At 60.1% G+C, this 24,103-nt stretch carries 24 protein-coding genes, 1 tRNA gene and 6 pseudogenes; 6 read left to right on the top strand and 25 right to left on the bottom strand.

Annotated elements, in window-relative coordinates; all coding sequences use genetic code 11:
* The 3 genes and pseudogenes from ACEN2R_RS14305 to ACEN2R_RS14295 all read left to right on the top strand — a co-directional run.
* On the top strand, positions 1-259 hold a 259-nt coding region (locus tag ACEN2R_RS14305), incomplete at its 5' end, for an ATP-binding protein (RefSeq protein ID WP_442043348.1).
* A 100-nt stretch (positions 260-359) separates the two neighbouring features.
* Positions 360-564: pseudogene (locus ACEN2R_RS14300) on the top strand (IS66 family transposase); the annotation flags it as partial.
* A 92-nt stretch (positions 565-656) separates the two neighbouring features.
* Positions 657-968, top strand: a complete 312-nt coding sequence (locus ACEN2R_RS14295; RefSeq protein ID WP_442043346.1) for a plasmid pRiA4b ORF-3 family protein — start codon at positions 657-659, stop codon at positions 966-968.
* A gap of 123 nt (positions 969-1,091) precedes the next feature.
* Here ACEN2R_RS14295 and ACEN2R_RS14290 read toward each other — a convergent pair whose 3' ends face one another.
* The 14 genes and pseudogenes from ACEN2R_RS14290 to ACEN2R_RS14225 all read right to left on the bottom strand — a co-directional run bounded on the left by ACEN2R_RS14290 (position 1,092) and on the right by ACEN2R_RS14225 (position 12,501).
* Entirely contained in the window at positions 1,092-2,021 is a 930-nt protein-coding gene (locus tag ACEN2R_RS14290; protein ID WP_442043344.1) for an AEC family transporter, read from the bottom strand.
* Positions 2,022-2,025: 4 nt separating this feature from the next.
* Positions 2,026-2,823, bottom strand: a complete 798-nt coding sequence (locus ACEN2R_RS14285; RefSeq protein ID WP_442043342.1) for an MBL fold metallo-hydrolase — start codon at positions 2,821-2,823, stop codon at positions 2,026-2,028.
* Positions 2,823-3,614, bottom strand: coding sequence for a TatD family hydrolase (locus ACEN2R_RS14280; RefSeq protein ID WP_442043340.1), 792 nt, complete (start codon positions 3,612-3,614; stop codon positions 2,823-2,825). The genes ACEN2R_RS14285 and ACEN2R_RS14280 overlap by 1 nt, the downstream gene beginning before the upstream one ends.
* A gap of 9 nt (positions 3,615-3,623) precedes the next feature.
* Positions 3,624-4,754 (bottom strand): DNA polymerase III subunit delta', encoded by a 1,131-nt coding sequence (locus ACEN2R_RS14275; protein WP_442043338.1) that lies wholly within the window; start codon positions 4,752-4,754, stop codon positions 3,624-3,626.
* The gene (gene tmk, locus ACEN2R_RS14270; protein WP_442043336.1) at positions 4,751-5,374 is read right to left on the bottom strand and encodes a dTMP kinase; all 624 of its coding nucleotides are present in this window, start codon (positions 5,372-5,374) and stop codon (positions 4,751-4,753) included. The genes ACEN2R_RS14275 and tmk overlap by 4 nt, the downstream gene beginning before the upstream one ends.
* Positions 5,374-6,540, bottom strand: a complete 1,167-nt coding sequence (locus ACEN2R_RS14265) for a D-alanyl-D-alanine carboxypeptidase family protein (RefSeq protein ID WP_442043334.1) — start codon at positions 6,538-6,540, stop codon at positions 5,374-5,376. The genes tmk and ACEN2R_RS14265 overlap by 1 nt, the downstream gene beginning before the upstream one ends.
* A 23-nt stretch (positions 6,541-6,563) precedes the next feature.
* Positions 6,564-7,439, bottom strand: a complete 876-nt coding sequence (locus ACEN2R_RS14260) for an SPOR domain-containing protein (RefSeq protein ID WP_442043332.1) — start codon at positions 7,437-7,439, stop codon at positions 6,564-6,566.
* Between the two features lie 686 nt (positions 7,440-8,125).
* On the bottom strand, positions 8,126-8,386 hold the full coding sequence (locus ACEN2R_RS14255; RefSeq protein ID WP_442043330.1) for an integrase core domain-containing protein: 261 nt from the start codon (positions 8,384-8,386) through the stop codon (positions 8,126-8,128).
* Between the two features lie 52 nt (positions 8,387-8,438).
* Positions 8,439-8,678, bottom strand: a pseudogene (locus tag ACEN2R_RS14250) (hypothetical protein); the annotation flags it as partial.
* A 244-nt stretch (positions 8,679-8,922) separates the two neighbouring features.
* Complete coding sequence (locus ACEN2R_RS14245; RefSeq protein WP_442043328.1) at positions 8,923-9,228, bottom strand: transposase; 306 nt, start codon at positions 9,226-9,228, stop codon at positions 8,923-8,925.
* Positions 9,229-9,303: 75 nt separating this feature from the next.
* Positions 9,304-10,928 (bottom strand): annotated as a pseudogene (gene tnpC / locus ACEN2R_RS14240) (IS66 family transposase).
* 54 nt (positions 10,929-10,982) lie between these two features.
* Positions 10,983-11,336 carry an IS66 family insertion sequence element accessory protein TnpB gene (gene tnpB / locus ACEN2R_RS14235; protein WP_442043326.1) on the bottom strand — a complete coding sequence of 118 codons (354 nt, stop codon included), beginning with the start codon at positions 11,334-11,336 and terminating at the stop codon, positions 10,983-10,985.
* Positions 11,333-11,764 (bottom strand): IS66-like element accessory protein TnpA, encoded by a 432-nt coding sequence (gene tnpA / locus ACEN2R_RS14230; RefSeq protein ID WP_442043324.1) that lies wholly within the window; start codon positions 11,762-11,764, stop codon positions 11,333-11,335. Before tnpA ends, tnpB begins: the two co-directional genes overlap by 4 nt.
* Before the next feature lie 647 nt (positions 11,765-12,411).
* Positions 12,412-12,501 (bottom strand) — tRNA-Ser (locus ACEN2R_RS14225).
* Positions 12,502-12,800: 299 nt separating this feature from the next.
* On the opposite strand from ACEN2R_RS14225, the gene ACEN2R_RS14220 reads away from it, so the two are divergent.
* Positions 12,801-13,217, top strand: a complete 417-nt coding sequence (locus ACEN2R_RS14220; RefSeq protein ID WP_442043322.1) for a transposase — start codon at positions 12,801-12,803, stop codon at positions 13,215-13,217.
* Here ACEN2R_RS14220 and ACEN2R_RS14215 read toward each other — a convergent pair.
* A pseudogene (locus ACEN2R_RS14215) lies at positions 13,145-13,417 on the bottom strand (integrase core domain-containing protein); the annotation flags it as partial. The gene ACEN2R_RS14220 and the pseudogene ACEN2R_RS14215 sit on opposite strands and share 73 nt — an antisense overlap.
* Positions 13,418-13,555: 138 nt before the next feature.
* Here ACEN2R_RS14215 and ACEN2R_RS14210 point away from each other — a divergent pair.
* Together ACEN2R_RS14210 and ACEN2R_RS14205 are read left to right on the top strand one after the other, a co-directional pair.
* A pseudogene (locus ACEN2R_RS14210) lies at positions 13,556-14,814 on the top strand (IS110 family transposase).
* Positions 14,815-15,032: 218 nt separating this feature from the next.
* A pseudogene (locus tag ACEN2R_RS14205) lies at positions 15,033-15,319 on the top strand (integrase core domain-containing protein); the annotation flags it as partial.
* Positions 15,320-15,768: 449 nt separating this feature from the next.
* Here the strand turns inward: ACEN2R_RS14205 and modC are convergent.
* From modC to ACEN2R_RS14155, 10 genes are all read right to left on the bottom strand, one after another.
* On the bottom strand, positions 15,769-16,860 hold the full coding sequence (gene modC / locus ACEN2R_RS14200; RefSeq protein WP_442043320.1) for a molybdenum ABC transporter ATP-binding protein: 1,092 nt from the start codon (positions 16,858-16,860) through the stop codon (positions 15,769-15,771).
* Positions 16,857-17,579: a molybdate ABC transporter permease subunit gene (modB, locus tag ACEN2R_RS14195; protein ID WP_442043318.1), complete on the bottom strand. Its 723-nt coding sequence runs from the start codon at positions 17,577-17,579 to the stop codon at positions 16,857-16,859. The genes modC and modB overlap by 4 nt, the downstream gene beginning before the upstream one ends.
* 4 nt (positions 17,580-17,583) lie before the next feature.
* Entirely contained in the window at positions 17,584-18,366 is a 783-nt protein-coding gene (modA, locus tag ACEN2R_RS14190) for a molybdate ABC transporter substrate-binding protein (RefSeq protein WP_442043316.1), read from the bottom strand.
* Positions 18,367-18,433: 67 nt separating this feature from the next.
* Positions 18,434-18,817, bottom strand: a complete 384-nt coding sequence (locus ACEN2R_RS14185; RefSeq protein WP_442043314.1) for a winged helix-turn-helix domain-containing protein — start codon at positions 18,815-18,817, stop codon at positions 18,434-18,436.
* Positions 18,818-19,018: 201 nt separating this feature from the next.
* Complete coding sequence (locus ACEN2R_RS14180) at positions 19,019-19,867, bottom strand: asparaginase domain-containing protein (protein WP_442043312.1); 849 nt, start codon at positions 19,865-19,867, stop codon at positions 19,019-19,021.
* Between the two features lie 107 nt (positions 19,868-19,974).
* Positions 19,975-20,394, bottom strand: coding sequence for a rhodanese-like domain-containing protein (locus ACEN2R_RS14175; protein WP_442043310.1), 420 nt, complete (start codon positions 20,392-20,394; stop codon positions 19,975-19,977).
* 99 nt (positions 20,395-20,493) lie between these two features.
* A complete protein-coding gene (locus ACEN2R_RS14170) occupies positions 20,494-21,501 on the bottom strand; it encodes an LLM class flavin-dependent oxidoreductase (RefSeq protein WP_442043308.1) in 1,008 nt (335 codons plus the stop codon).
* Between the two features lie 416 nt (positions 21,502-21,917).
* Positions 21,918-22,574 carry an acyl-homoserine-lactone synthase gene (locus ACEN2R_RS14165; RefSeq protein WP_442043306.1) on the bottom strand — a complete coding sequence of 219 codons (657 nt, stop codon included), beginning with the start codon at positions 22,572-22,574 and terminating at the stop codon, positions 21,918-21,920.
* Positions 22,575-22,663: 89 nt separating this feature from the next.
* Positions 22,664-23,365 (bottom strand): helix-turn-helix transcriptional regulator, encoded by a 702-nt coding sequence (locus ACEN2R_RS14160; protein ID WP_442043304.1) that lies wholly within the window; start codon positions 23,363-23,365, stop codon positions 22,664-22,666.
* A 142-nt stretch (positions 23,366-23,507) separates the two neighbouring features.
* Positions 23,508-23,870 (bottom strand): helix-turn-helix domain-containing protein, encoded by a 363-nt coding sequence (locus ACEN2R_RS14155; protein WP_442043302.1) that lies wholly within the window; start codon positions 23,868-23,870, stop codon positions 23,508-23,510.
* Between the last annotated feature and the right edge of the window lie 233 nt (positions 23,871-24,103).

The raw sequence follows: 24,103 nt of genomic DNA, 5'->3' as shown, positions 1-24,103 counted from the left end.
CTTGACGGATCAGCAGCGCCTTGATCTGCTGGAACTGTTCGAGGAACGATATCAACGCCGATCAACCATCATCACAGTGCAGCTGCCTGTCTCAGGCTGGCACCAGATGATCGGCGAACCTACCATCGCCGACGCGATCCTCGACCGCATCATACACAATGCCCATCGCGTCGAGCTCAAAGGCGACAGCATGCGCAGAAAAAGCCAAGCGCAAGGATTGACCCAAGCCGAAAACTCCGAAACCATCACCACAGACTAATGACAGCAACGCAATGACCAGCCGCCAACCAATTGTCCGGGACTTAATGAAACGGCTGTCCGCGACTTAGTGAAATCGCTGTCCGGTTTTGCCGAAATCCGCACCACCTGCCGCCTTGTTCAAGTTCTCCCGTGACCGTCAGATGATCCAGCCGAACAAGCATCTCGCTGGGTTGCAGGGTGTTTTGCAGGCGGATGCCTATTGCGGCTATAGTGACCTATATCTGGCCGACCGCAGCCCGGGGCCTGCGCGCCGCGCTCTGTTGGAGCCACGCACGGCGCAAGTACTTCGAACTGGCCGATGTCTTGGCGTGGCTACCGGACATGCCGGTCTCCCGCGTTCAGGAATTGCCGCCCTGGAATTGGAAAGCCACCACAGAAATGGAAAGGATCGCCGCATGACGCTCGTGGCACGCCTCAAGGTCACATTGTCCGATATCGAGCCTCAGGTGCTTCGACGCTTCGATGTGCCACTAAGGATCAAGTTGAACCGCCTGCACGATGTGATCCAGGCCGCCATGGGATGGACCGACAGTCACCTCTATGAGTTCAGAGCCGGCGGCGTCGGCTGGGGCGTGCCAGATCCTGACGGTTTTTACGATGGCCCGCTGCCAGCCAGCAAGCCCAGCCTGCTTGATGAGCTCGAAGATGTCGGCACCCACTTCAGTGCGAGATCGCGCAAACCCAAAGCAGCGGCAAAACGTATCTGAGAAACCCTACATGCCCACGGCCTTCGCCGGACTGACCCCGCCAAGGGCAAGCCTTCGCCGGATAAAGGATACTGACGGCACATGCCGACAAAGGGCGCGCGGCATCACCGTGGCGCCCGTTTTCTATCCCAGAACCATAAGCCACAGCCAGACTGTTATCACCGACCCTGCCGTTGACATCAAAACGGCGCTTGCCGCCACCCGCTTGGCCCGTCCGTACATATTGGCGAAAACATAGGCGTTGACGCCCGGTGCCATGGACGATGTCAGCACTGCCGACCGGAAGGCATTCTGTGGCAGGTGGAACGCGCTGCCCATCAGCCAGACGATCGACGGGTGCAGGATCAACGAGACGCAGCAGACGAAAAGGATCGTGCGCATGTCGCCTTCGGGGCGATAGCGGTACAGAACCCCACCCAGACCGAACAGGGCCGCCGGAAGCGCTGCGCGCACCATCAGGCCGATTGCGTCGGTCAGGGTGCCGGGCAGGGCCACGCCGCTGATGTTCACAATCAGCCCCAGCGTGATGCCGATCACCAGGGCGTTCTTGAACACGGACCGGATGATCCGCCCGCCGGTTGCCAGCACACCGCCCCCCTGCGCACGGGCGATTTCCATCGCGGCGATCCCCAGCATATAGCAAAACGGCGAATGGATCGCGACAATGGCATAGTTCGCCTCCAGGGCTTCGGTTCCATAGGCGCGTTCCGTGATCGGCAGCCCCAAAAGCAGCGAGTTCGAGAACAGGCAGCAAAAGCCGATAACGACGCTGTCTTCCCAATCGCGCCCGAAGATATAGCGGCCCCCCAGCAATCCTGCCAGAAAGCCGGCCGTGGCCCCGCTATAGAAGCTGAACAGCATCGCGATGTCAAAGTTCTGCCCAAGGTCAAGCATCGATATGGCGCGGAAAAGCAGGCAGGGGATGGCGAAATTCTGGGTGAACTTCATCAATCCATCGACGCCGCTGTCGCTGAACAGGTTGCGCCAAACGGCGACATACCCGAACCCGATCACAAGGAAAACGGGCAGGATGACTTCGATCAGGGCGTTCAAGGGGTCAGACCTCGAATTTAAGGGTCATGCCGTCGTAGGCGGGCGTGATGTGATCGGGGGTTTCCGCGTCAACCGTGGCATAGTCCAGATCGTTGTGCATATTGGTCAGGACCGCCTGTTTCGGGGCCATGCGGGCGATCCAGTCCAGCGATTGCGCCAGATTGAAATGCGTTGGGTGCGGTGCGCGGCGCAGGGCGTCGATGATCCAGCAATCCAGCCCTTCAAGCAGGGGAAGTGCGTCGTCGTAGATCCGTGACACATCGGGCAGGTAGGCCACGCCCGCGACGCGAAACCCAAGCGCGTCGATAGAGCCGTGCTCGACCTTGAACGGGGTCAGTGTGATCGTGCCCCCGGCACCCGTCACCGCGATGTCGCCCTTGATCGTTTGCATGTGCAGGATCGGCGGATAGGGCGATCCGTCGGGTTGCACGAAGGCATAGCCAAAACGCGAGAACAGGTCATTCTGTGTGGCGCCATCGGCCCAGACATCCAGCCGCGTCTTCATGTTGAAAACGACCTGCCGCAGGTCGTCCAGCCCGTGCACATGGTCCGCGTGGGAATGGGTATAGACGACCGCGTCCAGTGTGCCGACGCCCGCGTCCAGCAGCTGTGCACGCATATCGGGGCCGGTGTCGATCAGGACGCGGGTGGCGCCGTCTTCGTTTTCGCGGGTCACCAGCAGCGAACAGCGGCGGCGCGTGTTCTTTGGGTTGGCGGGGTCGCAATCGCCCCAATGCCCGCCAAGCCGCGGCACCCCACCTGAAGACCCGCAGCCCAGAATGGTGAAGCTCAGGCGTGCCATCACAGGGCGGCCTTGCGGAACAGCCGGTCGAAATTGGCGGTCGTTTGCGCCGCGAAGTCGGCGTAGTCCATGCCGAAGGTTTCGGCGGCGCGGCGGGCGGTGTGGGCGGAAAAGGCCGGCTCGTTCCGTTTGCCGCGATGGGGCAGGGGCGCCAGATAGGGCGCGTCGGTTTCCACCAGAATGCGGTCAACTGGCGCACTGGCGAAAATGTCGCGCAGATCGCCCGATTTCGGGAAGGTGGTGATGCCCGACATCGACAGATAGAACCCCAGATCAAGCGCCGCGCGCCCCAGTTCCGCACTGGAGGAAAAGCAGTGCATGACGCAGGAAAAGGCGCCCTTGCGATGTTCCTCGGACAGGATGCGGGCCATGTCGTCATCTGCGGCGCGGGCATGGACAATCAGCGGCAGGCCGGTTTCGCGGGCGGCCGTGATGTGAACCCGCAGGCTGTCCTTTTGGATCTGCGCGCTTTCGGCGGTATAGTGATAGTCCAGCCCCGTCTCGCCGATGCCGACAAATTTCGGGTGCTGTGACAGGGCGATCAACTGATCAACTGTCGCCATCGGTTCCTCGGCGGCGCTCATCGGGTGGGTGCCTGCGGCGTAGAACACCGGCGCGTAGGTTTCCGCGATGGCGCGGACCTGCGGCTCGTTCTTCAGGCGGGTGCAGATCGTCACCATGCGGGACACGCCCGCGTCCAGGGCGCGTTGCACCACGTCCGGCAGTTCATCCGCAAAGTCGGGGAAATCCAGATGGCAGTGGCTGTCTACGATGTGTGGGGTGTCGGTCATGCCGCTGCCTTATCTTGCGGCAACACGCGTTGCCGTCTCGTCAATCTTAAGAACCATATCAAGGATCAGCGCAGCAGGGTCAAGGTTCACGGACTTGCCATGGCGCGCGCGCGCGCCAAGGGTTTGCTGCAATTCGGCCCAGGCCCGCCCCGCGTGATGCGACGGCGCAAGGCGCTGCAACAAGGCGCGTTCCCCGTTCGAGGCCTCGGCGGCGGGGGGTAGCCCCGCACCGACACGGGCGACACGGGCCAGAAACAGATCCATCAGGCGCAGCATCATGTCAAAGCGCGGCTCGTTCGCGCGGCCTACAGCGCTTTCGGCAAGGGCCAGCGCGCGGGGCCGGTCCAGCATCGGAAGGCCCGCGAACAGCGCGATCATCTGGTCGTAGATTGTCAGACCCTCAAGGTTCGTCAGGCGGATCGCCTCTCCCACCGACCCACCCGACAGTTCGGCAAGGGCCGCGGTATCAGGGCCGGCATCGGCGCCCGCGGCGGCAAGGGCCTGCGCCATTTGCGGCGGCGTCAGGGTGCCGCAACGCAATTCGCGGCAGCGGGACCGGATCGTCGGCAAAAGGCGCGAAGGCTGATGGCTGACCAGCAGCAACACCGCGTCGGCTGGGGGTTCTTCCAGCAGTTTCAGCAGGGCGTTTGCGGCGTTCGTGTTCATATCATCCGCGCTGTCCACAATTACCACGCGGCGGCCGCCGTCGGTGGCGGACATCTGGAAAAAGCCTTTGACGCGGCGCACCTCGTCCACGGTGATGTCCTGCTTCAGCTTTTCGGCTTTCTCGTCGTAGGGGCGGCGCAGAACCAGAAGCCGCGATTCCGATCCGGCCATAACACGGCGCATGACGGGAAGTTCGGGGTCGACCGTCAGATCGTGCCGCACAACGGGGGCAGGGGCGAACATGCCGCCGTCGCCCAACTCCTCTGTCAGCAGAACGCGGGCCAGTTGCCAGGCCAGCGTCGCCTTTCCAACGCCGCGCGGTCCGGTGATCAGCCAGGCGTGGTGCATCCTGTGGGTATTCAGCGCGTCCAGAAAGGCCGCCTCTGCCTGCGCCTGCCCGATCAGCGTCAGGGTCTCGCGGGGGTGCGGCGCGCCTTCGATGCGGTCGGGTTCCGGGATGTCGTCGCTGCTCATGCCCGGGCGGCCTCGACGGTGGCAATCACATCGCGCGTCACGCTGTCGATGTCGCGGTTGCCGTCGATCACGCGAAAGCGGTCGGGGAATTCGGCCGCCAGCGCCAGAAAGCCGTTCCGCATCCGCACCTGAAGCGCCTCGCCGAAATCCTCGAACCGTTCTTCTGCCGTTTGGCGCGATTTGGCGCGGGTCAGGCCGGTGGCGGGGTCCATGTCGATCAGGATTGTCAGGTCGGGTTCCTTGCCGATCATCAGCGCGTGCAGCTTGTCCACGGTGTCGCGCAGGTCGCCGCGCGAGAGGCCCTGATACATGCGGGTTGAATCGGCGAAACGGTCGCAAATCACGATTTTCCCTGCATCAAGTGCGGGTTGGATCGTGCGTTCCAGATGGTCGCGGCGGGCAGCGGTGAACAGCAGGATTTCGGTTTCCGCCGACCAGCGATCCGGATCGCCTTCAAGCACCAGCTTGCGGATTTCCTCGGCACCCGGCGATCCGCCGGGTTCGCGGGTCAGCACCACGTCGTGGCCAAGGCCGCGCAGGTGATCGGCCAGAACCCGCGCCTGCGTGGATTTGCCGGAACCGTCGATCCCTTCGAACGTCAGGAACATACCCAAACTCATCAGAAAAAGCCCTGCGCCTCCTTGGCGATACGGCCCATCAGAATTTGCGCGGCCGTTCTGATACGCGGCACAAAGCCACCCTTTGCGACAGCGCGATCCGCAATCAGCGGCAAACGCGCCTCTGGCAGACCTTCGCGGGTGATCACCAGTTCGGCAACCTCCTGACCCTGGGCGATGGGGGCCTCCAGCGGGCCGCGATAAACGATCTGGCCGCTGACCTCGCTTGTTCCGACCGACGACACCAGCAGGCTAAGATCCTTGGGGGCCACAAGATTGATCCGCTGTTCGCTGCCCATCCAGACGGGGGCATCGGCCAGAATGGCACCCTGCTTTGCCACTGTTTTCTCTACAAACTGGCGAAAAGCCCAGTTCACGACCTTTTCCGCTTCCTCGCTCCGCTCTTGTTCGGACGCCATGCCCGAAAGAACAAACACGACGCGGCGGTTGCCTTGCTTTGCCGAACCGACAAGCCCGTATCCGGCCTCGGAGGTGTGGCCGGTTTTCAATCCGTCGGCGCCGATGTCCAGTTTCAGCAGGGGGTTGCGGTTATGGCGGTTATCGGGTGCGCGGTTGTCAAACACGAATTCTTTTTCGCCGAAGACCGGATAGTATTCCGGAAAGTCGGTGATCAGACGCTCTGCAAGAGTTGCCAGATCCTTTACGCTCATCCGGTGCCCCGCCTGCGGCCATCCGTTCGAGTTGGTGAAATTCGATTGCGTCAGGCCGATTTCCTTGCCACGTTCGGTCATCATGCGGGAAAATCCTGCCTCTGTTCCATCGGGCGACAGGGCCTCTGCCACGACGGCGCAGGCATCGTTGCCGGACAGGACGATGATGCCGCGGATAAGATCCTCGACCCGAACGCGGTCGGTGGTGTTCAGGAACATCGTCGAGCCCGCGTAGGACATCGCGTGGGCGGAAACCGGCAGGGTCTCGTCCAGCGTCAGGCGGCCATCTCTCAGGGCCTCGAAAACCATGTACACGGTCATCAGTTTCGACATGGATGCGGGCGGAAGCGGTACATCCGCGTTCGTGGACATCAAAACGGTACCCGTCGTGTGATCAATGACATAGGCGGCGGTCGCTTTGGTATCGAGGGCGGTTGCCGGACCACTGGCCAAAACGGCCAGTGTCAGGGTGATCAGTGTCAGGGTGCGTTTCAGCATCGGGGCATGCTCCGTTTCTATCCTTAGTTCGTCACGAAATAGGCATCGGCAAACCCTTGGCCCGTCACACTTTTCTTAAGCGCGTCCGCCTCTGATTTGTTAGCTGCGGGGCCAACGATGACCCGCCAGAACGTCTTGCCACTGCTTTCCTGCTTTTTCACAGTGGGCACCATACCGGATTTGCGCATCAGATTTGCGGTTGCGTCGGCATTGCTTTCGACGCTGAAAATCCCGATCTGAAGATAGGGTTTGGCCAGCCCCGAGGCAGACGCAGCGGCGGATTTCGGTGCGCCCGCCGGAGCCTTGACCGGTGCCAGCGCGGCTGTCGCAGGTGCCTTCGCATCGGCCCTGGCTATGGCGGCAGCGGCCCCAGCGATCGGGTCCAGCTTTGCCTCTGCGATGGCTTCGGGTGCGGGCAGGGTCGGACTTTCCGTGGCGGCAGGCGCGACCTCTGGCACCTCTTCGCGGCGCAGCGCCGTGACGTTCAGCTTTGCCGGTTGACCGGCCAGCATCCCGAGGGCGTTGGCGGCATCGGACGAGACCTGCATTTTCGGACCCGGATTTTCACGCTCGCGGCGGAACAGGGCACCGATTACGAATTTTCCGTTCGACTGGTTGCGGATGATCACCCGCTCGGGATCCTGAACGCCCGGATAGGCGACCCAGACACCGCCAAGCGACGGGCGACCATCCCACAGACCGTCCTCTGTCACCTGAAACGCATCCGGAGACTCGACATCACGCTCGACAAGTTTCGTGCTGCTGCTGCGGGCCACGCCGCTGTCAGACGCGTCCGTTTTGGATTTCAGAAACCCCATCCGGCTGTTTTCGTCGCATCCTGCCAATAGCAGGGCCACGCCAGCCACTATGGCAAGCCTACCGATGCTTGTCTTGTCCATGCCTTGCCCCCTGTGCACGCGGACTGTGCCGCGTTTTCGCCGATTGTCCGGCCTGTCTGCCCGATTGCACAATTTTGCCCGTGTGCGCAGGCGCATCCTAACCACAGAGAGGTGTATTTGAAAGGGTGCGCGGAAGGACGTCGGCAAAAAACGGCTTGAGAGGCATGCTTTCACAATCACGGCGTAATCTGAGGGACAGCTCTCGTGCTACGCTACCGCTTTCATCAGTATGGAGGAGAAGATGAAGCATTTTGTGGGACTAGACGTGTCTATGAAGGAAACGGCGGTCTGCGTTGTGGACGATGCCGGGGAGCGGATCTGGGAAGGTAGGATTACCGGTAGTCCGAAGAAGCCAAAGGCTAACTCGCACTAGACCGACGAACTAGGGCATTCCTCGGGCGATTTGACCGTCAGCGGGGGTGCTGCGACTCCACGTCACGCGCCCTCACTCTCGGCGATGGGCAGACCGGCGTCTGCATGCGGCATCCAAAGCTGGACAGAAGGGCTGCATAGCATGTCCTGATCCAACACGCCGATGAGAAGCGGAAATTCGTCTGCCCATCCCGTCTCCCCGCCGCTGGACGTCACACGAAACGAAGCATAGACTAAGTAGATCGACGCAACCAGAGGTGGTACTAGTTTTTCGACCAGTTTGCAGCCCTGTTAAGGTGGATCAGGGTTTCATGTCAGGCTGCTAATCTCATTGGTTCTGTTTTGCTTGCATAGGCCTCATTCGGGGTCAAAATGCCGTGGGTCGAGTGCGGCCGTTCGGCGTTGTAATAGGCCAGCCATTTTCCAATGCCGGTTTTTGCCTCTGAACCTTTCTCAAACGCGTGCAAATAGACACATTCGTACTTTAGGGATCTCCACAGCCGTTCGATCATTCGGTTATCAATCCACCGCCCTTTGCCATCCATGCTGATCTTGATCTTCGCGTCGGTCAGCACGTCGATCCAATCGCCGCTGGTGAACTGTGATCCTTGGACGCCCTTCTAAGTGTCAAGCAGCGATCTGAGCCTGATTTATCAGTTTGTGTCGACGTGCGATGATGTTGATGATTTCGCGCGCAATATATCGTTTGACGCAGCGGATCGCTTCGAGTTTGGAGTGGCCTTGGGCTACTCGACGCGCCACGTATTCTTGGGTCGTTGGGTCGTTGGGTCGTTGGGTCGTTGGGTCAAGCCGCAACCGTCCGATTGCGATGATGTGGAGGGCGCTGTTGGCGGACACGATGCCGCCCGCATGCGTGGTTGTTGCGCTTCATATGACGTGCCATTTGGCGCGATCCGTACCACGGCGTCTCCAGGAACTGCTGGTCCCCTCTCGGCAGATTTGTTTCACAAATCGCCTGCCGGGCAATGGATGATTTCCATGAACCGCAGGTTCTCCGCGCTCTCGCCCTTCGGCTCATAGTACAGATTCGATCGCGCCAATGTCAGCAACGCACACTGCCGACGCACACTCAACTCATGATTCTTGCTCACTATTTTTTGCCTCGCGTCCCGAGCAACTGGTGCGAGGCATCGGCCAAAAAATCCCGCTTCACCACAAGCTGGCCAATCTTGGAATGCAGCTTGTCGACTTCAGCCGCGCTGACCTGTTCTGGGGCTGCACCTCGGCGGGTAAATGCCGTCGCCATGTTCTCTATCGCCGCGCGCTTCCAGGTGCCGATTTGGGTCGGATGAACACCGTATCTCTTGGACAACTCCGCCAGCGTCAGCTCCTCGCGGATCGCTTCAAGCGCAACCTTGGCTTTGAATTCAGGCGAATGGTTCTTTCGTTTCTTCATTCTGGATCCCTTCTCTCGTCATGCGATCCACCTTAACAACTGGTCCGAAAGCGTTAGCTGAACAGCACCAGTGGGTTAGCTTGACGGCGCAAACTTCCACGGCAGAAGGTCGTCAATGCGGCTTTGCGGGTGACCGTTGGCGATCGCTGTCAGCGTTGCCTTGAGGTAGGCGAAGGGTTCGACGCCGTTGATCTTGCAGGTCTCGATCAGCGAGGCGATGCGGCCCCAGGCGATGCCGCCCTCGTCGTTACCCGCAAAGAGCGCATTCTTGCGATTTAGAGTGATGGGGCGGATCAGGTTTTCGACGCGGTTGTTGTCGATCTCGACGCGCCCGTCGGTCAGGAAGGTTTGCAAACCGTCCCAGTGATTGTGGATGTAGGTCAGCTTTTCGCCCAAGCGGGATTTGGCCGAGATCTTGCGGCGTTGGGCCTGCAGCCAGTCGCCGAAGGCCGCGACCAGCGGGACGCTGCGGGTTTGACGGGCAGACAGACGCTGGCCGGACGAGACGCCACGGATATCGGCTTCAACGGTATAGATTTCGGCGATGCGGCGCAGGCCTTCGGCGGCGATCTCTGAGCCATCGCGGTCAAAGACTTCCTTCAGCTTGCGGCGCGCGTGTGCCCAGCAATGGGCCACCCGAATGGGGGCACCGCCCTTGCGGGTCAGTTTGGTCAGCCGGTTGTAGCCCTGGTATCCGTCGATCTGCAGGATGCCGTCAAAGCCTGTCAGGAATGTTTCGGCATTCTCGCCCGCCCGACCGGGGGCATAGAAGTAAACCACGGCGGGCGGGTCCTCGCCGCCCCGTTGCGCCAAAAGCGCACCTTTGGTGCGACGCCGGTCATCGCGGGCCAGGGCCCAGAGATACCCGGTCTTTGTCTTTCCGCGCCCCGGATCCAGCACGGGAGCCGTGGTTTCGTCCATGAACAGCTTGCCGGATCGTTTCAGATGTTCGGCGAGCCGGTCGACGACGGGCTTGAGGTGGAACGCTGCCTTGCCGACCCAATCCGCCAGCACGGCACGGTGCAGATCAAGGCCTGCGCGCGCCAGGATCTGGCTTTGGCGGTATAATGGCAGGTGGTCAGCGTATTTGCTGACCCGCTGACCGGCAGGCGATGCTTTGCATCGCCGAGAGGGGGCACATGGGCGATGCTGGCCTCAGTTGGCAACCCACCCATGATCAGGTGCGCTGGTGCTGAAGCTTGGGTCACACCGTCGGTGCAGGTCCGGCAGGCGTATTTGGGCCGGACGGTGACAATCACACGCAACTGGGCCGGCACGATGTCGAGCCGTTCACTGCGGTCTTCGCCGATCTTGTGCATGACGCCGCAGCCACAAGGGCAGATCAGACTGTCGGGTTCGATAACCTCTTCGATGCGCGGCAGTGCGGCGGGCAGGTTGCCGATGGTGCGCTTTGGCGCAGGTTTGGCTGCCGTCTTGTCATCCGTTTTGGCGGCCAGATGTTCCTTCTCTGCCTCGACCTCAGCAAGTGCGATGGACAAGTCCTCGAACGCCAGCTGCCGCTCATCCTCGGTCAGCTTTTCCGACCGTTTGCCATGCAGGGCGTGGTTCAACTCGGCGATCAGGTGCTCTTGCCGTTGGGTGATTTCTGTGAGCGCCGCCACCTTTTCCATCAACGCCAGAACCGCCGCGCGTTGCGCAGCAGGGATCGTCGAAAGGTCAATGGCCAGTGTCGTAATCATGGCCCGAGATTACGACAAAACCCCAGTAAAATCACGCAAAAACATGCGGTTGATTCATTCTGCCGCAGCAGGTGGGCGCGTCTCCAAGGCCTTAACCTTACGCCAGTCCAGTCCGGCAAACAGGGCCTCGAATTGGGCATGGTTCAGCGCCATCATCCCGTCCTTGATAGCCGGCCAGGTGAACGTCGTATCTTCCAGTCGCTTGTAAGCCATCACCAGTCCGGTGCCATCCCAGTAGAGCAGCTTCAGCCTGTCAGCACGGCGCGAGCGGAACACAAACACCGTGCCCGTGAACGGATCCTTGCGCAGCACCGATGACACGATTGCCGCCAACCCATCATGACCTTTGCGAAAGTCCACAGGCTGCGTCGAGACCAGAACCCGCATGCGGTTTGACGGGAACATCATGGCCGCGCCCCGACGGCCCGCACGATCTCGGCAATCCGGTCAGAACTGGTGGTGCCATCAAGCCGGATTGTCACTTGGCCGATCTCAATCTCAATGGGTTTACAGGACAACCCGTCAGACTTTGTGGGCTGCCCGGCGACAGCCGGCACATCCGCACCGCCAACGCCATCCGACACGACAATCGGTGCAAAACAGAAGCTGTCATCTTCAACAGAAGGCAAAACCAACCGGCCATCGCGTGCCCGACTACGCCATTCCGATAACTGGTTCGCCCGAAGCCCATAACGCGCAGCAACCGCATTCACCGTCGCGCCCGGCTTCAACGTCTCGGCAACGATCAGCGCCTTGACCTCGTCGGGCCAGCGACGCTGACCATTCCCACGTATCTCTACACCATAGTCCCTGAGTAACTCACCCGTAGTCGCCATCGCGAAACTCCCGCCCTAATCTACGTCAGATGCGAAATCTCAGGTCAGGTCAGAATTGGGAAGGTGCGGGCCAGGAAACGCTTACACTTCTCTCGTCATGCGATCCACCTTAACAACTGGTCCGAAATTTCGCGACCACCTCTTTATTCTATGTTGCATAGATCCAACCCGCAAAGTGTGAGTTCTACATGCTTTTGATTGCGCGGATGCGGCGAATGGCAGGTTCGACTGGCTGCGCCGCAGCATTCTGGAGGTAGTCGAAGGTCCGGATTGGGCCGCTCATGTAGGTTGCCCGGCGGCGTGGAGATACTTTGCAAATGGCGTTTTCTGCGCATCGCTGCCCCACCGACCTTCGTCCGAACGAAGGGGGCGCACCAGAGGCAGGCTGGGAAACTTGCGTCAGGTGCAGAACACTAGCTGACTCTGACGTTACAAAACCTGACATTGCTACCGGCGCCGTGAACAATTGGATGTTCCGACGTCACGCCCGCAAGAGTAGCCATAAACCGATTCATCGCGGCTGGAATTTGGAACTCTGTTCCGCGCAATTCCAGCATGTTCTCGAAAGAGGTGGGGGATATTGCGGGGGAGGAAATTGGCTATGTGCCAATAAAATAAATGAAAATCAATATCTTACATATAGGCGGTGGCGGATGGGGTGGGATTCGAACCCACGGTGGAGTTACCCCCACGCCAGTTTTCAAGACTGGAGCCTTAGACCACTCGGCCACCCATCCCAGACACAGGCCCATCTAAAGAGCACGGAACCGAAATTCAAGCCGAATTGAGAGCGTATCGGTCAAATCAAATCCCGCCGGACGCTGCGCGCCACCTTGGCCCCGGGGGCAGGCGGTAGGGGCTTGCCCACGAAATCCGCGCCGACCGCAGTGTGAACATTGCCTCCCCCCCGAAAGTCGCGCCTTTCGCCGCTCGCCCGGTTGTCGTCTAATCGTTCAGGGCAATTTTCAGGTCTTCTTTGTCGCGGTGCACCCATTGTGTTGTCGTCTCCGAGGTCAGGTGTTCAGACCGCCTCACAATGGCGCCATGCTTGAAAGAGAGGTGGTCGCGAAATTTCGGACCAGTTGTGTGCTATGATCTAAGACACGTTCTTAACGACGTCGTTAGCGACGTGTCTTATGCGGGGTCTGCGATGCGTGGCGAAATTCTTGGGTTGGAGCGGCGGCGTTTCTGGCGTGACGAGGACAAACTGGAGATTGTCACATCGGTTGGTGTCGGCGGAGCGACTGTGACGCAGGTGGCGCAGCGCCACGAGATTATGCGGCAGCAGATTTACGCGTTGCGGCATGAGTTAAAGAAGAAAGGTCTGTGGTCGCCTGAGGCGGCAATCCCCGGCTTTTTAACGGGGTGCATCCGTAGGAATCACGCGGCCATTTTCAATTTCATGGCGGGTGTGATGCCGCCTATGCCCATGTTGGGGCGGTCGTTGTTATAATTCCACAACCATTGTGTGGCCTGATCTTGGGCCTCCTCGATGGTTTCGATGATGTATTGGTCGAGCCATTCATGCCTGACCGTGCGGTTGTATCGCTCGATGTAGGCGTTCTGCTGGCGCTGGCCGGGTTGGATGTGCTGGATGGTGATCTTGTTCTTCTCAGCCCATTTTCTCAGCGTTTCGCTGATGTATTCGGGGCCATAACACCTTCGGAATATCGCTGATTGAGAGGCTATGACAGCCTGCGCTGCCTTCAAATTGCGCAGCAGGTGGTCATAGCCGGGTTTCAGGTCCCTATAGTGATTTTGCAACAAACCACACCGCAGAGGAGACCGACTATGACCGATACGACTATTGCTCAGTCCGAGCCCGTTTTGGTGGCCATCGACATGTCGAAAGCGCGTCATGAGGTGCTGATTGCCGTGCCCGGCAAGGCGCGCCAGCGTCGTTTGACCGTGCTGAACCAATTGGACGACTTCAACCGACTGGTTGCGACAGTCGCAGAATATGGGCACCCAGTCCGCGTGGCTTTTGAAGCGACGGGTAATTACCACCGGGCCTTGGCTTATCACCTCGGCTGCGCCGGCTTCGACGTAAAGCTGGTGGCCTCCGTGGCCCTCGCCAGAACCCGGGAGACTTTGAACAACAGCTGGGACAAGAACGATCCCAAGGACGCGCAGGTGATCCTGCACATGATGGCGATCGGGAACGAGCAGTTTTATCATGACCCATTCCTGTCTGGCACCAATGACCTTCAGGAGCAGTCCAAAACCCACGACATGGTATCTCGCTCGAAGACCGAGCTCTGGCACCGGGTGCTGACGCATTATCTGCCGCTGTATTTTCCCGAAGCCGATCGCTTCCACCGTAGCTCGCGCAGTGATTGGTTCTTTGCCTTCCTCGAACGCTATCCGTCGCCGCACATCATCGCGGCAATGAACAAGGAGGCTTTCATTGCCGATGCTTGGGCGGCGATCGGTCGCCGCGTGTCGAAAGAGCGTTTACTGACAGACATTTACCAGACCGCCAAAACATCGGTGGGGCTGCTGGTCGACCCAGGGTCCGATGCCATCACGATGTTCGGCCTGGTTCTTGCGGAAGGGCGTGGCCTGATTGCACAGCGCAACGAGATAGAAGACCGTGCCGTCGCGTTACTCAAAGATAATCCCGACTATCAGCTTCTCACATCAATCCCGGGCATCGGCCCGATCAATGCCCTGACTATTCTGGCAAAAGCGGGTGACCTGCGCCGGTTTGGGCACCACCGGCAATTCCTGAAGTTCTGTGGTATGGACCTCGCAACCATTCAGCCCGGCATGTTTCGGGGGCAGACCAAGCTATCAAAATACGGCGACGCCCGACTGCGCCGCACTCTGTGGATGGCGGGTCAAGTCGCCATTCTGCAGCGCGTCAACAGCTTCCGTGACAAGTTCGAGCGTTACATCTCAAAAGATCGCCACAACACCCATTTGCGCCGCAAGGCATATACCGCAATCGCTGCCAAAATGGCCCGCACAGTTTACGCAGTCGTCAAAGGTGGTGAACCCTATCGTCCCTTCTTTGAGGGGCGATCGACAGCAGAAGGACCTTTCTCTGATAGGGCCGTGGAGGCAGCGTGCTGACCTCGTAGATAATGTTCAGGCCTTCTGCTCAACGGTGCAAGGATATCGTCTTAAGGACGGTGAGAGCCGCAATAGCGTACTCTGTGTTTGTTATGGGAGAGACCGTTCGTTGACCAAAGCGCCGAACTGAGGCAAAATCCGACGCCGGGATCGCCCGACACGACAATGACCTGATGCCAAATCAGCGACATTCCGAAGGTGTTATGGCCCCGAATACATCAGCGAAACGCTGAAAAAAAATGGGCTGAGAAGAACAAGATCACCATTCAGCACATCCAACCCGGCCAGCGCCAGCAGAACGCCTATGTCGAGCGCTACAACCGGACGGTTCGGCACGAATGGCTGGACCAATACATCATCGAAAGCATAGAGGAGGCCCAAGATCAGGCCACACAATGGCTATGGACTTACAACAACGACCGCCCCAACATGGGGATCGGCGGCATCACACCCGCCATGAAACTGAAAATGGCCGCGTGATTCCTACGGATGCACCCCGTTAAAAAGGGGGAGATTACCGCCTCCCGGTCGGAGCCGGACATAAAGCGCATTCCCGTCGCCCATGCGTTCCGGTTGAATGCCGAATTTCGCAGCTTCGATCCGCTTGTGTGTCAGTCCCATGTTCAGCACATTTCCTGTTCACTGGTTAGGTGCCAAGGTACAAAAAGGCGCTGAACTCGTCTAAATTCCCATGAGGGCCAATGCGGGCCTGTGACGAAAAAATATATGTATAACAGATATTTATGAGTAATTTGTGATACTCTGTGACGGCGGTTGAAGGGCTCGCATGGCTTTCACCCCATCCGCCACAATTCCTGATCCTTGCCTGAGGCTGAGCGGGGGGCGATATGCCGGGGAAATCCGCGGACCAACCGCGCCGTCGAATGCCGCATTTCGTCACGGCAGTCAGTTGCTGCGGCGCATTCAGCTTACACACCGGCCGCGCCGATGTCGTCGCGGGAGACAGAGACGGATTTCACGATCGCAAAGCAGTCGGACCCTGCCCGAAGGTCAAGCGCCTGTGCTGACCGGCGGGTGACGCGGGCCAGCATCAGGTCATCGCCAGCGCGCAACTGGACCAATGCACCGGGGCCGTCGCCAAGGCGAACCTCTGTCACCACGGCGGGCAGGATGTTCAGCGCAGACAGGCCCTGCGGCCGTGTGCGCGACAGGATCACGTCATGCGCATGGATGCGGATGCGCAAGGTAGAGCCAAGCGGTGCCTCGACCCGGGGCAGCAGGATCGCGCCAGCCGAAGTCTCCAGCCGGGTCAGTCCGTCTTCTTCTTGTGCTGCGATGCGGGCAATAATCACAGCGCCGGCTTCGCGAAGGCCAAACCCTTGCGCGGCCTCGGGGGCGGACAACAGGGCGTTTGTGGGACCAGCCCGCAGCACCCGTCCCGCCTCCATCACCACCAGCGTCGTGGCAAGGCGCGCCACCTCGGCCATAGAGTGGCTGACATATAGGATCGGGATGTCGGTCTGGTCGCGCAAGCGTTCCAGATAGGGCAGAATTTCGGCCTTGCGGGCCTCGTCCAGCGCGGCCAGCGGTTCATCCATCAGCAAAAGACGCGGGCGGGCCAGCAGGGCGCGCCCGATGGCGACGCGCTGTTTCTCTCCGCCCGACAGCGCGCCGGGGCGGCGCGGCAGCAGCGGGCCGATGCCCAGCATTTCGACCACCCGTTCCAACGCCACGCCGTCCCCTTTGGGGGCGAAGCGGCGGCCATAAAGCAGGTTCTGCCGCACCGACAGATGCGGGAACAGGCGCGCCTCTTGAAAGACATAGCCCAGACGACGGCGGTGCACAGGCAGGTTGCGGCGCGTGGCGCTATCGAACAACAGCAGATCATCCACCGCCACCCGGCCCTGATCGGGGCGCAGCAGGCCGGAGACCGCGTTGATCACCGTTGTCTTGCCCGACCCGGACCGCCCGAACAGTGCCGTCACACCGGCGGGGGCCTCGAATGCCACATCCAGCGTGAAGCCCGCAAAGGCGTGTTTCAATTGCACCGAAACCGTCATGCGCCCGCGATCCTTTTGGCCACGATCCGCCCGATCCATTCCGACAGGATCAGCGCCACCATGGCGATGATGACGGCGATCAGCACCAGTCGGAACGCCTGCGCATCGCCCCCCGGAATTTGCAGCAAGGCATAGATGGCAGAGGGCAGCGTTTGCGTCTGACCGGGAATGTTGGAAACGAAGGTAATCGTGGCACCGAATTCACCCATCGCCTTGGCAAAGGCAAGGATCGCGCCCGCGACCACTCCGGGCAGGATCAGCGGCAATGTGACCGTCAGAAAGACCCAAGCCCGCGACGCGCCAAGGGTTCCGGCGGCTTGTTCCAGTTTCGGGTCCACCGCCTCGATCGCAAGGCGGATCGCCCGCACCATCAGCGGAAACGCCATCACGGCGGCGGCTAGGGCCGCGCCTGTCCAGCGGAACGCCAGCACGATCCCCAGATATTGCTCCAGCAGCCCGCCCACCGGCCCCTTGCGCCCGAAGGCCAGCAACAGCAGGTATCCCGTCACCACCGGAGGCAGGATCAAAGGCAGGTGCACCAGGCCGTTCAGCACCTGTTTTCCCCAGAATTCATACCGCGCCAGCACATAGGCCACATAAATGCCCAAAGGCAGGCTAAGCGCTGTGGCCCAGAACGATACGCGCAGGGACAGGGCCACTGCGCGCCATTCATCAGGGGTCAGGGCGGCGAACCAGTCGCCTGACAAGCCTTCCAGCATCCGCTTACTTGTTCAGAACGGTGAAGCCCTGGCGCTCGAAGGCTGCCACGGCCGCAGCACTGGAAAGATAGGTCAGGAAATCCTCTGCCTCGGGTTTGGTGGTCTCGGCGGTGACGGCTGCGGGATAGATGACCGCAGGGTGCGTTTCGACGGGGAAGGTGCCGACCACACTGACGTCCGGCTCTGCCACCGCATCGGTTGCATAGACGATGCCCATCGGGGCCTCGCCCGTGGCGACCAACGCCAGCGCCGCGCGCACGTTGTCGGCCTGTGCGACGTTCGGCGCGACCGTCTCCCAGACGCCAAGGCTGGTCAGGGCGGCCTTGCCGTAAACACCCGCAGGCACACTGTCGACCATCGCCATCGCCAGCTTGTTCGCGCCTAGCAGTCCGGCCAGATCAAAGCCGGATGCGATATCGACCGGGGCGGCATCGGTGCCATGGGCGATCAGCACGATGGAGTTGCCCAGAAGGTCAATGCGGGTGTCGGGCTTGATCAGGTTTTCGCTCTGTAAGGTGTCCATCCAGTTGACCGCAGCCGAGATAAACACATCGGCAGGCGCGCCCTGCTGGATCTGCTTGGCCAGTGCCGAACTGCCCGCATAGGACACGACCGCGGTATTGCCGGTCTCGGTGGTCCAGTTGGTTATAACCTCGTCCAGCGCGTTTTTCATGCTCGCGGCGGCAAAGACGGTGATGTCCCCGGCCATCGCGGCAGCTGGCAACGTCAGCGATGTTGCCAAGGAAAGGGCAAGGACCAGCGTGGCGCGGCGGGTGCAGGTAAACATCGGGCCGTCCTTTGGTTTGGATATGTTTTCAAAAACATATCACGGGTTGCGCCAGAAAAAGCAACCGCTATTTCCTGTCGGGAATATCCCTTAGCATTCCGCGCAGAACGGAAATCTGCGCCGCGCCGCTTTTGGCGACGGTTTCCTCAAAGCTGCGATATTGCGCCAGAACGGCAAGCCCTGTCTGCGTCAGTTTCGCCCCGCCGCCCTTTTTCCCGCCGCGCGTGCTGTCCACCAGCGGCTCGCGGAAAATGGCGTTCAGCGTCTCGACCAGCATCCAGGCGCGCTTGTAGCTCATCTGCATCTGCCGCCCGGCGGCCGAAATCGACCCGGTGTCGCGGATGCGTTCAAGCAGTTCCGCCTTGCCGGGGCCAAGCATTGCATCCTCGTCAAAGACCAGCCGGATGCGAACCTTTGTCGGGGATAGGGCAGTGGGATTTGTATCATTCATTGGCGCAATGTTTCGCCGCAAGGCGCGCAATGCAAGCGAAATGATCGGCTGGAATGTGCTGGAAATGGAGCAGGTTATCGAAAGGGTGTTCGCAACCAACAGATCGGACGTGTGACACGGGACAGGGTGCCGGGATCAATCGGATAAGGCTAACTATTACGCAGTGGGTTTGTTGCCGGGGTCTATATTGAAACGCCTGACTCAAGGGTTCAGCCACAGATGGATCAATGCCGCCTCCGATGTCTCTGGTCCGCCGTTTTCCACACCCGCCTGCCACAGCCCGGCACCGGCGGCATATGCGCCGGGTTCCAGTCCGCCGGCCTCGCACTGGCTGACCGCGCGAATGCGTTTTCCCTGTGCGACAGCGTCGGTCAGGGCCGCAAGTATGGCGGGGTCGGACATCACCGTGCCCGCGCCAAAGACCCGCAAAACGGCAGCGTCCAATCCCCCAAGTGCGGCCACCAGAACGGTGGCGGGCAAGCCGGGCGACAGCGTCAGGATCGCAAGGCGCCTGTCGTCAAAGCGGCGTTTGCGGGGCGGCAACAGGGTGGCCTGTGGCTGGCTGCGAAAGGCGTCGTGGCCACGACTGTCATGTTTCACAAGTCCCGCCGCGGCAAGGCGCTGTCCCGAAAAGACAAGTTCGACCGTCGCGTCGGGGCTTTGCGCGGCACGGACCGCCAGCGCCAGATTGGCCTCGGCGTCGCCGCCTTGCCCAAGGGGCACCATGGACCCGCACAAGACCACATGCCGGCCCGATCCGGCCAGAGCCTGTGCAAGGGCCGCGCCGGAAAATGACATCGTATCAGTGCCATGGGTCACAATCACGGGGATTCCGGGGTGCGCGTCGATCACGTCAAGAATGCGGTTCCAGTCAGACGGGCTTAGATCCGCACTGTCCAGAAGCGGGTCAAAGATATGGGTCAGAAGCTGGACATTATCCGGCAAAAGGGCGGTCAGTGCCTGTTCGACAAGACCCGCTGCGGGTTCAAGGCCCAGCGGCCCCGGTGCCATGCCGATGGTGCCGCCGGTGTGAACCAAAAGAAGGGTCATGCCATATCCTTTTTGCGGGTGACTGCCCCGTTCTTGTGCGACGCAACCCGCCGCGTCAAGGCGAACGATTGACCCTGTTGCACGCCCGCTGACGGTCACAAACGCGGCTAGCCCAGCTTGCGATAGGCGTTCAGGCCGCCCGCAATGAATTTTGCGTTCTTGAATCCCATTCCCCGCAGCGTTGCCGCAGACAACGCGCCGCGGTTATAGGCGTTGCAGTAGCAAAGGATCGTGGTTTCAAGGTCGGGGATCACCCCCTCGACGTTCATTTCCAACTTGCCGCGGCTGATGTTGACAGAGCCTTCGATGTGCCCTGCGTCATGCTCTTCCTTGTCGCGAATATCCAACGCCACGGCACCCGCCGCGATCAAGGCGTCAACGTCTTGCGGGTTTACTTCGTCAACCTGTGCGCGTGCGGTGTCTGCAAGGGTCTGGAACTTTTCGGTATAGGCCATTTTCAGGTCTTTCTGTGTTTGAATATCCGGGGTCCGTTGACCTGCAGCGCCGCCACAGATCACGTGTGCCATATTAGATCCCGCAGCCGCGTGGGGCCATCGCGTAACGGGGGTTGCGACAATCTGCGTGCGGCACCGGCATTTTCCTTGCCCTTGGGGGGGACACCCGTTTCAGGCCGCCGGTCGCCGCACGTCCGCCTCTGCCAACAGGCCCGCTGCGATCTCGAAGGACCGCAATCGCGCGGCGTGGTCGTGGATTTGTCCGGTCAGGATCACCTCGTCCGGTTGGTAGCGATCCAGCAATGCACCCAGTTCCGATCGCACCTTGTCCGGCCCGCCCGAGGCGGAACAGGCCAGCGCCTGATTGACCATCCGCAGCATCGCGGGGTCGATGTGCCGGGCAATATCATCGACGGGGCGTGGCAGTTTGCCGGGGCGTCCGCTGCGCAAATTGGCAAAGGCCATTTGCATCGAGGACTTAAGATACCGCCCCGCATCATCGGTTTCTGCGGCAAAGACGTTCATCGCAAGCATGAAGCGGGGCCTGTCCAGATGGACAGATGGCCGGAACGTCTGGCGATAGATCGTCAGTGCCTGATCCAGATCGGCCGGTGCGAAATGCGAGGCGAACGCATAGGGCAGGCCAAGATGTGCCGCCAGTTGCGCACCATAAAGGCTGGACCCAAGAATCCACACCGGCACATGCGTTCCCGCTCCCGGAATGGCCCGAACCGGTGTTCCCTCGGGCGCTTCGCCCAGATATCCGATCAGTTCCGATACGTCCTGTGGAAAACCCGTGCCGTCATCCAGCGTCCGGCGCAAGGCCCGCGCCGTTGCCATATCGGTGCCGGGCGCACGCCCGACGCCGAGGTCAATGCGTCCGGGGTGCAGGGTTGCCAGGGTGCCGAACTGCTCTGCGATTATCAAAGGCGCGTGATTGGGCAGCATGATCCCGCCCGACCCGACGCGGATGGTCGTGGTGCCGCTGGCCACATGGCCGATCAGCACCGAGGTTGCGGCGCTGGCGATGCCCGACATGTTGTGATGCTCTGCCAGCCAGAACCGGTTATAGCCCCACTGCTCGGCGTGCTGCGCAAGGTCAAGGGTATTTCGCAGCGCGTCTGCGGTTGTCTGGCCCTCTGGAACGGGTGACAGATCAAGGACGGAGTGGGGGATCATCGGGCGCGCCTTTCAGGTGGTGGCCCCTTTAGATAGTGCCTTGTGGTCGGGATTGGTAGGTCAGCGCAGCCCGATCCACCGCAATCGGCGCGGAACGCCTGTCCGGTCCTGTCCCGCCGATCATTGAAAGGCCGCAGGGCGCGGATCGCGATGCGGCGTTTCCGCCCTGACGCGATCCGATATGCGCCCCACAGAGGTCTAGTTGCCCGTTCCGTAGGGCAATTGCCTGTCAGACATGCCCCACGCGATCTCTTCAACAAGGTGAATCGCGGCGGACAGTTCTTCTGTCGTCTTTGCGCATCGGATCTGCTCTGTGCAGTAAATGCGCAACCCCTGGTTTGTTATCGACGAAAGAAGGTCTGAAAAAGCATCGCGTTCCAACCGGGTGGGCGGAGGAAAATCGATTACTTCGCTCATTATGCTACTGCCTTTTCGGATATTCTGGATGCGACCTCTTCCGAGGCGAAGATATCCCCGGTGATCCCCGCAAAGTCGCGAATGGCGTTGATCCGTTCGGAAGAGCAATCCATCAACGCGGCCAGCGCTGTGACTTTGCCCATGGATTTCGGCGATCCCAGATAGTCGTAAGGTGCATTTGCCGACCGTTTCAGAACCCGGTCCATAATCGGGTCAATCACGGCCACAGCATCGGTAACACCTGCCCTGCGGGCATATTCGAACGCGCCCAGCATCACTTCGCTGGTGACGTAAGAGATGGAGTTGCGGGTGCGCCCGCCGGACAGGCGCTCGGTATCAACGCAAAACCGCGTTGCTTCCCATAGTGTCGAACTGCGGAGTGGTGGCTCGCCGTCAAGAAGGTTGGAAAAGACGTCCGACAGCATATGCGGTCCGGTCGTCTGAAGAAGCCGCATGCATCCCACGACATGCCCTTCTTCGTCAAAGCTGACAACATGGGCCGGATTCAGTTTGTCGAAGGCATCAATTTCACACCCGTTTACGACCTTGACGTCCCAATCAAGCCTGTTTTTGAAAACGCGTGCCCGCAACCTGAAAACTTCTGTCATCAGTTCGGGAAAGCGATGTTCGTTAAGCCCGTCAATTACGAAAATCATCTAGGTAGCTCCTTACATAGGTAAGGAGATAGTCACTGTTCCAGATATATATGCTATACGGTAAATCCCTTAGTCGTGGTTAACAGGTCTTAACCTGGCAGGATCAAACCAAGTCCGATCGCGCGTCCGACAGCCTGCGCCGTTGTCAGCGCGCCAAGCTTTTCGCGTGCGGATCGCAGATGCACCTCGACCGTTCTATACGAAATGCAAAGAATGTCACCTACGTCTTGTTGCGATTTTCCCGCCGCTGTCCAGTGCAATATTTCCAGTTCGCGCGTCGACATCTTTGGTTGGCGCAGGGCGCTGGACAAAACGTCTGACTGCATCACTGAATCGTGCATGTGGACTGCGGCCATCTGAAGCTCGCTGGCGATTTTCCGGCGCAGCTTTTCCCATTCGGTCTGGGTGCAGGATTTCGTGATGCTGAACAGGCCGCAATCGCCATATGGGCCGCGGACAGGGACGGTGATGCCGCGCGAGGATATCCCGAAATCATGGGCGGCAAAGAACACCGATCGAAATTTCTCGTCCTTCTCGAACCGTTCCCAATCGACCGGCGCGATGCTTTTTGCGGATTGATGCAGGGTCGGGTCGATCCGGTGCAGACCCATTTTCATATATCGCATTTTCCATGCGTCGGGATAATTGGCGTAGCCCTGCACCGCCCCCGTAATCGGGTTTGTCGCCGCATAAGAGGCATAGTCGACCTCCAGCAGGTCGCAGATCTGGTCCAGATAGGTCACATAGCTGTTATGCTCACCCTTCAGCGCGCTAAGGTCGATCAGGTTCATAACAAAGACCGCCTTTCGCTTGGCAACTTATGGGTGTGTCTGCATTCTTCGGGTGGCATAATGCTTTTAGGTATACCAGCAGTATACGTCTCTGGCGTCAACAGTTTGAACTGCCCGCTTTCGCGACACGTGCAAGGACATCCTAAGAGGGCAGCGTCGGCTTGCCCGCCGTGTCAATTTCCGCATGGATCAGGCTCAATCTGGTCTTTGCATTGCGATTTGCTCGCACGAAACTGCCCCGTGCTTCCGCTTGCTGGTCAAGCGAAAGATCATAGTGCGGGCCGTGAAAGAAGAAGGTGACGGGAACACGCAAAAAACCGGAAATCAACCAAAGGGCCAAGGCGCTGACCCGCAGTGTTCCGGCTTCGAACTCTTGAAGCACAGCGACGCTTACCCCGATTTCATCTGCCATAAAAGGCACAGATATATCGAGTTCCATTCTTTTTGCGCGGATCCGTCGACCGATGTTCCGGTCGATCGCGCCTGTCTTCGGGTCCGGATGCATATCCCGCCTGTCCATATTGTCCCTTTCCGCATGGACCAAATATCGCAACGCGGTTTGATCCGTCGGTTGTCAGAGGTTTAAGCGTCGGATCGACCCACCGCAGGGCGACCCGTTACTGATACCTTGGGCGCATTGTGGTGCCCCAATGCGCGGTCAGGGTGAATTTCCTTGACACGGGCGGGGGCCGATCCATGCAACCAACACAAATCGAACTGCGGCAAGGGATACACCAA

Origin of the sequence: Pseudogemmobacter sp. W21_MBD1_M6, from assembly GCF_052119585.1 — a bacterium.
GTDB lineage: Bacteria > Pseudomonadota > Alphaproteobacteria > Rhodobacterales > Rhodobacteraceae > JBGQOJ01.
This window is presented reverse-complemented; position numbering and strand designations above follow the sequence as displayed.

What these genes read in the sequence shown, in the direction of transcription:
- ACEN2R_RS14265 (WP_442043334.1), bottom strand. Translation starts at nt 6,540, where the DNA reads ATGCTGAAACGCACCCTGACACTGATCACCCTGACACTGGCCGTTTTG.
- modB (WP_442043318.1), bottom strand. Translation starts at nt 17,579, where the DNA reads ATGCTGGAAGGCTTGTCAGGCGACTGGTTCGCCGCCCTGACCCCTGAT.
- ACEN2R_RS14180 (WP_442043312.1), bottom strand. Translation starts at nt 19,867, where the DNA reads ATGACCCTTCTTTTGGTTCACACCGGCGGCACCATCGGCATGGCACCG.
- modA (WP_442043316.1), bottom strand. Translation starts at nt 18,366, where the DNA reads ATGTTTACCTGCACCCGCCGCGCCACGCTGGTCCTTGCCCTTTCCTTG.
- ACEN2R_RS14165 (WP_442043306.1), bottom strand. Translation starts at nt 22,574, where the DNA reads ATGATTTTCGTAATTGACGGGCTTAACGAACATCGCTTTCCCGAACTG.
- tnpB (WP_442043326.1), bottom strand. Translation starts at nt 11,336, where the DNA reads ATGATGTTCCCGTCAAACCGCATGCGGGTTCTGGTCTCGACGCAGCCT.
- ACEN2R_RS14160 (WP_442043304.1), bottom strand. Translation starts at nt 23,365, where the DNA reads ATGAACCTGATCGACCTTAGCGCGCTGAAGGGTGAGCATAACAGCTAT.
- ACEN2R_RS14280 (WP_442043340.1), bottom strand. Translation starts at nt 3,614, where the DNA reads ATGACCGACACCCCACACATCGTAGACAGCCACTGCCATCTGGATTTC.
- ACEN2R_RS14275 (WP_442043338.1), bottom strand. Translation starts at nt 4,754, where the DNA reads ATGAGCAGCGACGACATCCCGGAACCCGACCGCATCGAAGGCGCGCCG.
- ACEN2R_RS14245 (WP_442043328.1), bottom strand. Translation starts at nt 9,228, where the DNA reads ATGAAGAAACGAAAGAACCATTCGCCTGAATTCAAAGCCAAGGTTGCG.
- ACEN2R_RS14295 (WP_442043346.1), top strand. Translation starts at nt 657, where the DNA reads ATGACGCTCGTGGCACGCCTCAAGGTCACATTGTCCGATATCGAGCCT.
- ACEN2R_RS14170 (WP_442043308.1), bottom strand. Translation starts at nt 21,501, where the DNA reads ATGATCCCCCACTCCGTCCTTGATCTGTCACCCGTTCCAGAGGGCCAG.
- ACEN2R_RS14175 (WP_442043310.1), bottom strand. Translation starts at nt 20,394, where the DNA reads ATGGCACACGTGATCTGTGGCGGCGCTGCAGGTCAACGGACCCCGGAT.
- ACEN2R_RS14185 (WP_442043314.1), bottom strand. Translation starts at nt 18,817, where the DNA reads ATGAATGATACAAATCCCACTGCCCTATCCCCGACAAAGGTTCGCATC.
- ACEN2R_RS14285 (WP_442043342.1), bottom strand. Translation starts at nt 2,823, where the DNA reads ATGGCACGCCTGAGCTTCACCATTCTGGGCTGCGGGTCTTCAGGTGGG.
- tnpA (WP_442043324.1), bottom strand. Translation starts at nt 11,764, where the DNA reads ATGGCGACTACGGGTGAGTTACTCAGGGACTATGGTGTAGAGATACGT.
- modC (WP_442043320.1), bottom strand. Translation starts at nt 16,860, where the DNA reads ATGACGGTTTCGGTGCAATTGAAACACGCCTTTGCGGGCTTCACGCTG.
- ACEN2R_RS14155 (WP_442043302.1), bottom strand. Translation starts at nt 23,870, where the DNA reads ATGCATCCGGACCCGAAGACAGGCGCGATCGACCGGAACATCGGTCGA.
- ACEN2R_RS14220 (WP_442043322.1), top strand. Translation starts at nt 12,801, where the DNA reads ATGGCGCCATGCTTGAAAGAGAGGTGGTCGCGAAATTTCGGACCAGTT.
- ACEN2R_RS14260 (WP_442043332.1), bottom strand. Translation starts at nt 7,439, where the DNA reads ATGGACAAGACAAGCATCGGTAGGCTTGCCATAGTGGCTGGCGTGGCC.
- tmk (WP_442043336.1), bottom strand. Translation starts at nt 5,374, where the DNA reads ATGAGTTTGGGTATGTTCCTGACGTTCGAAGGGATCGACGGTTCCGGC.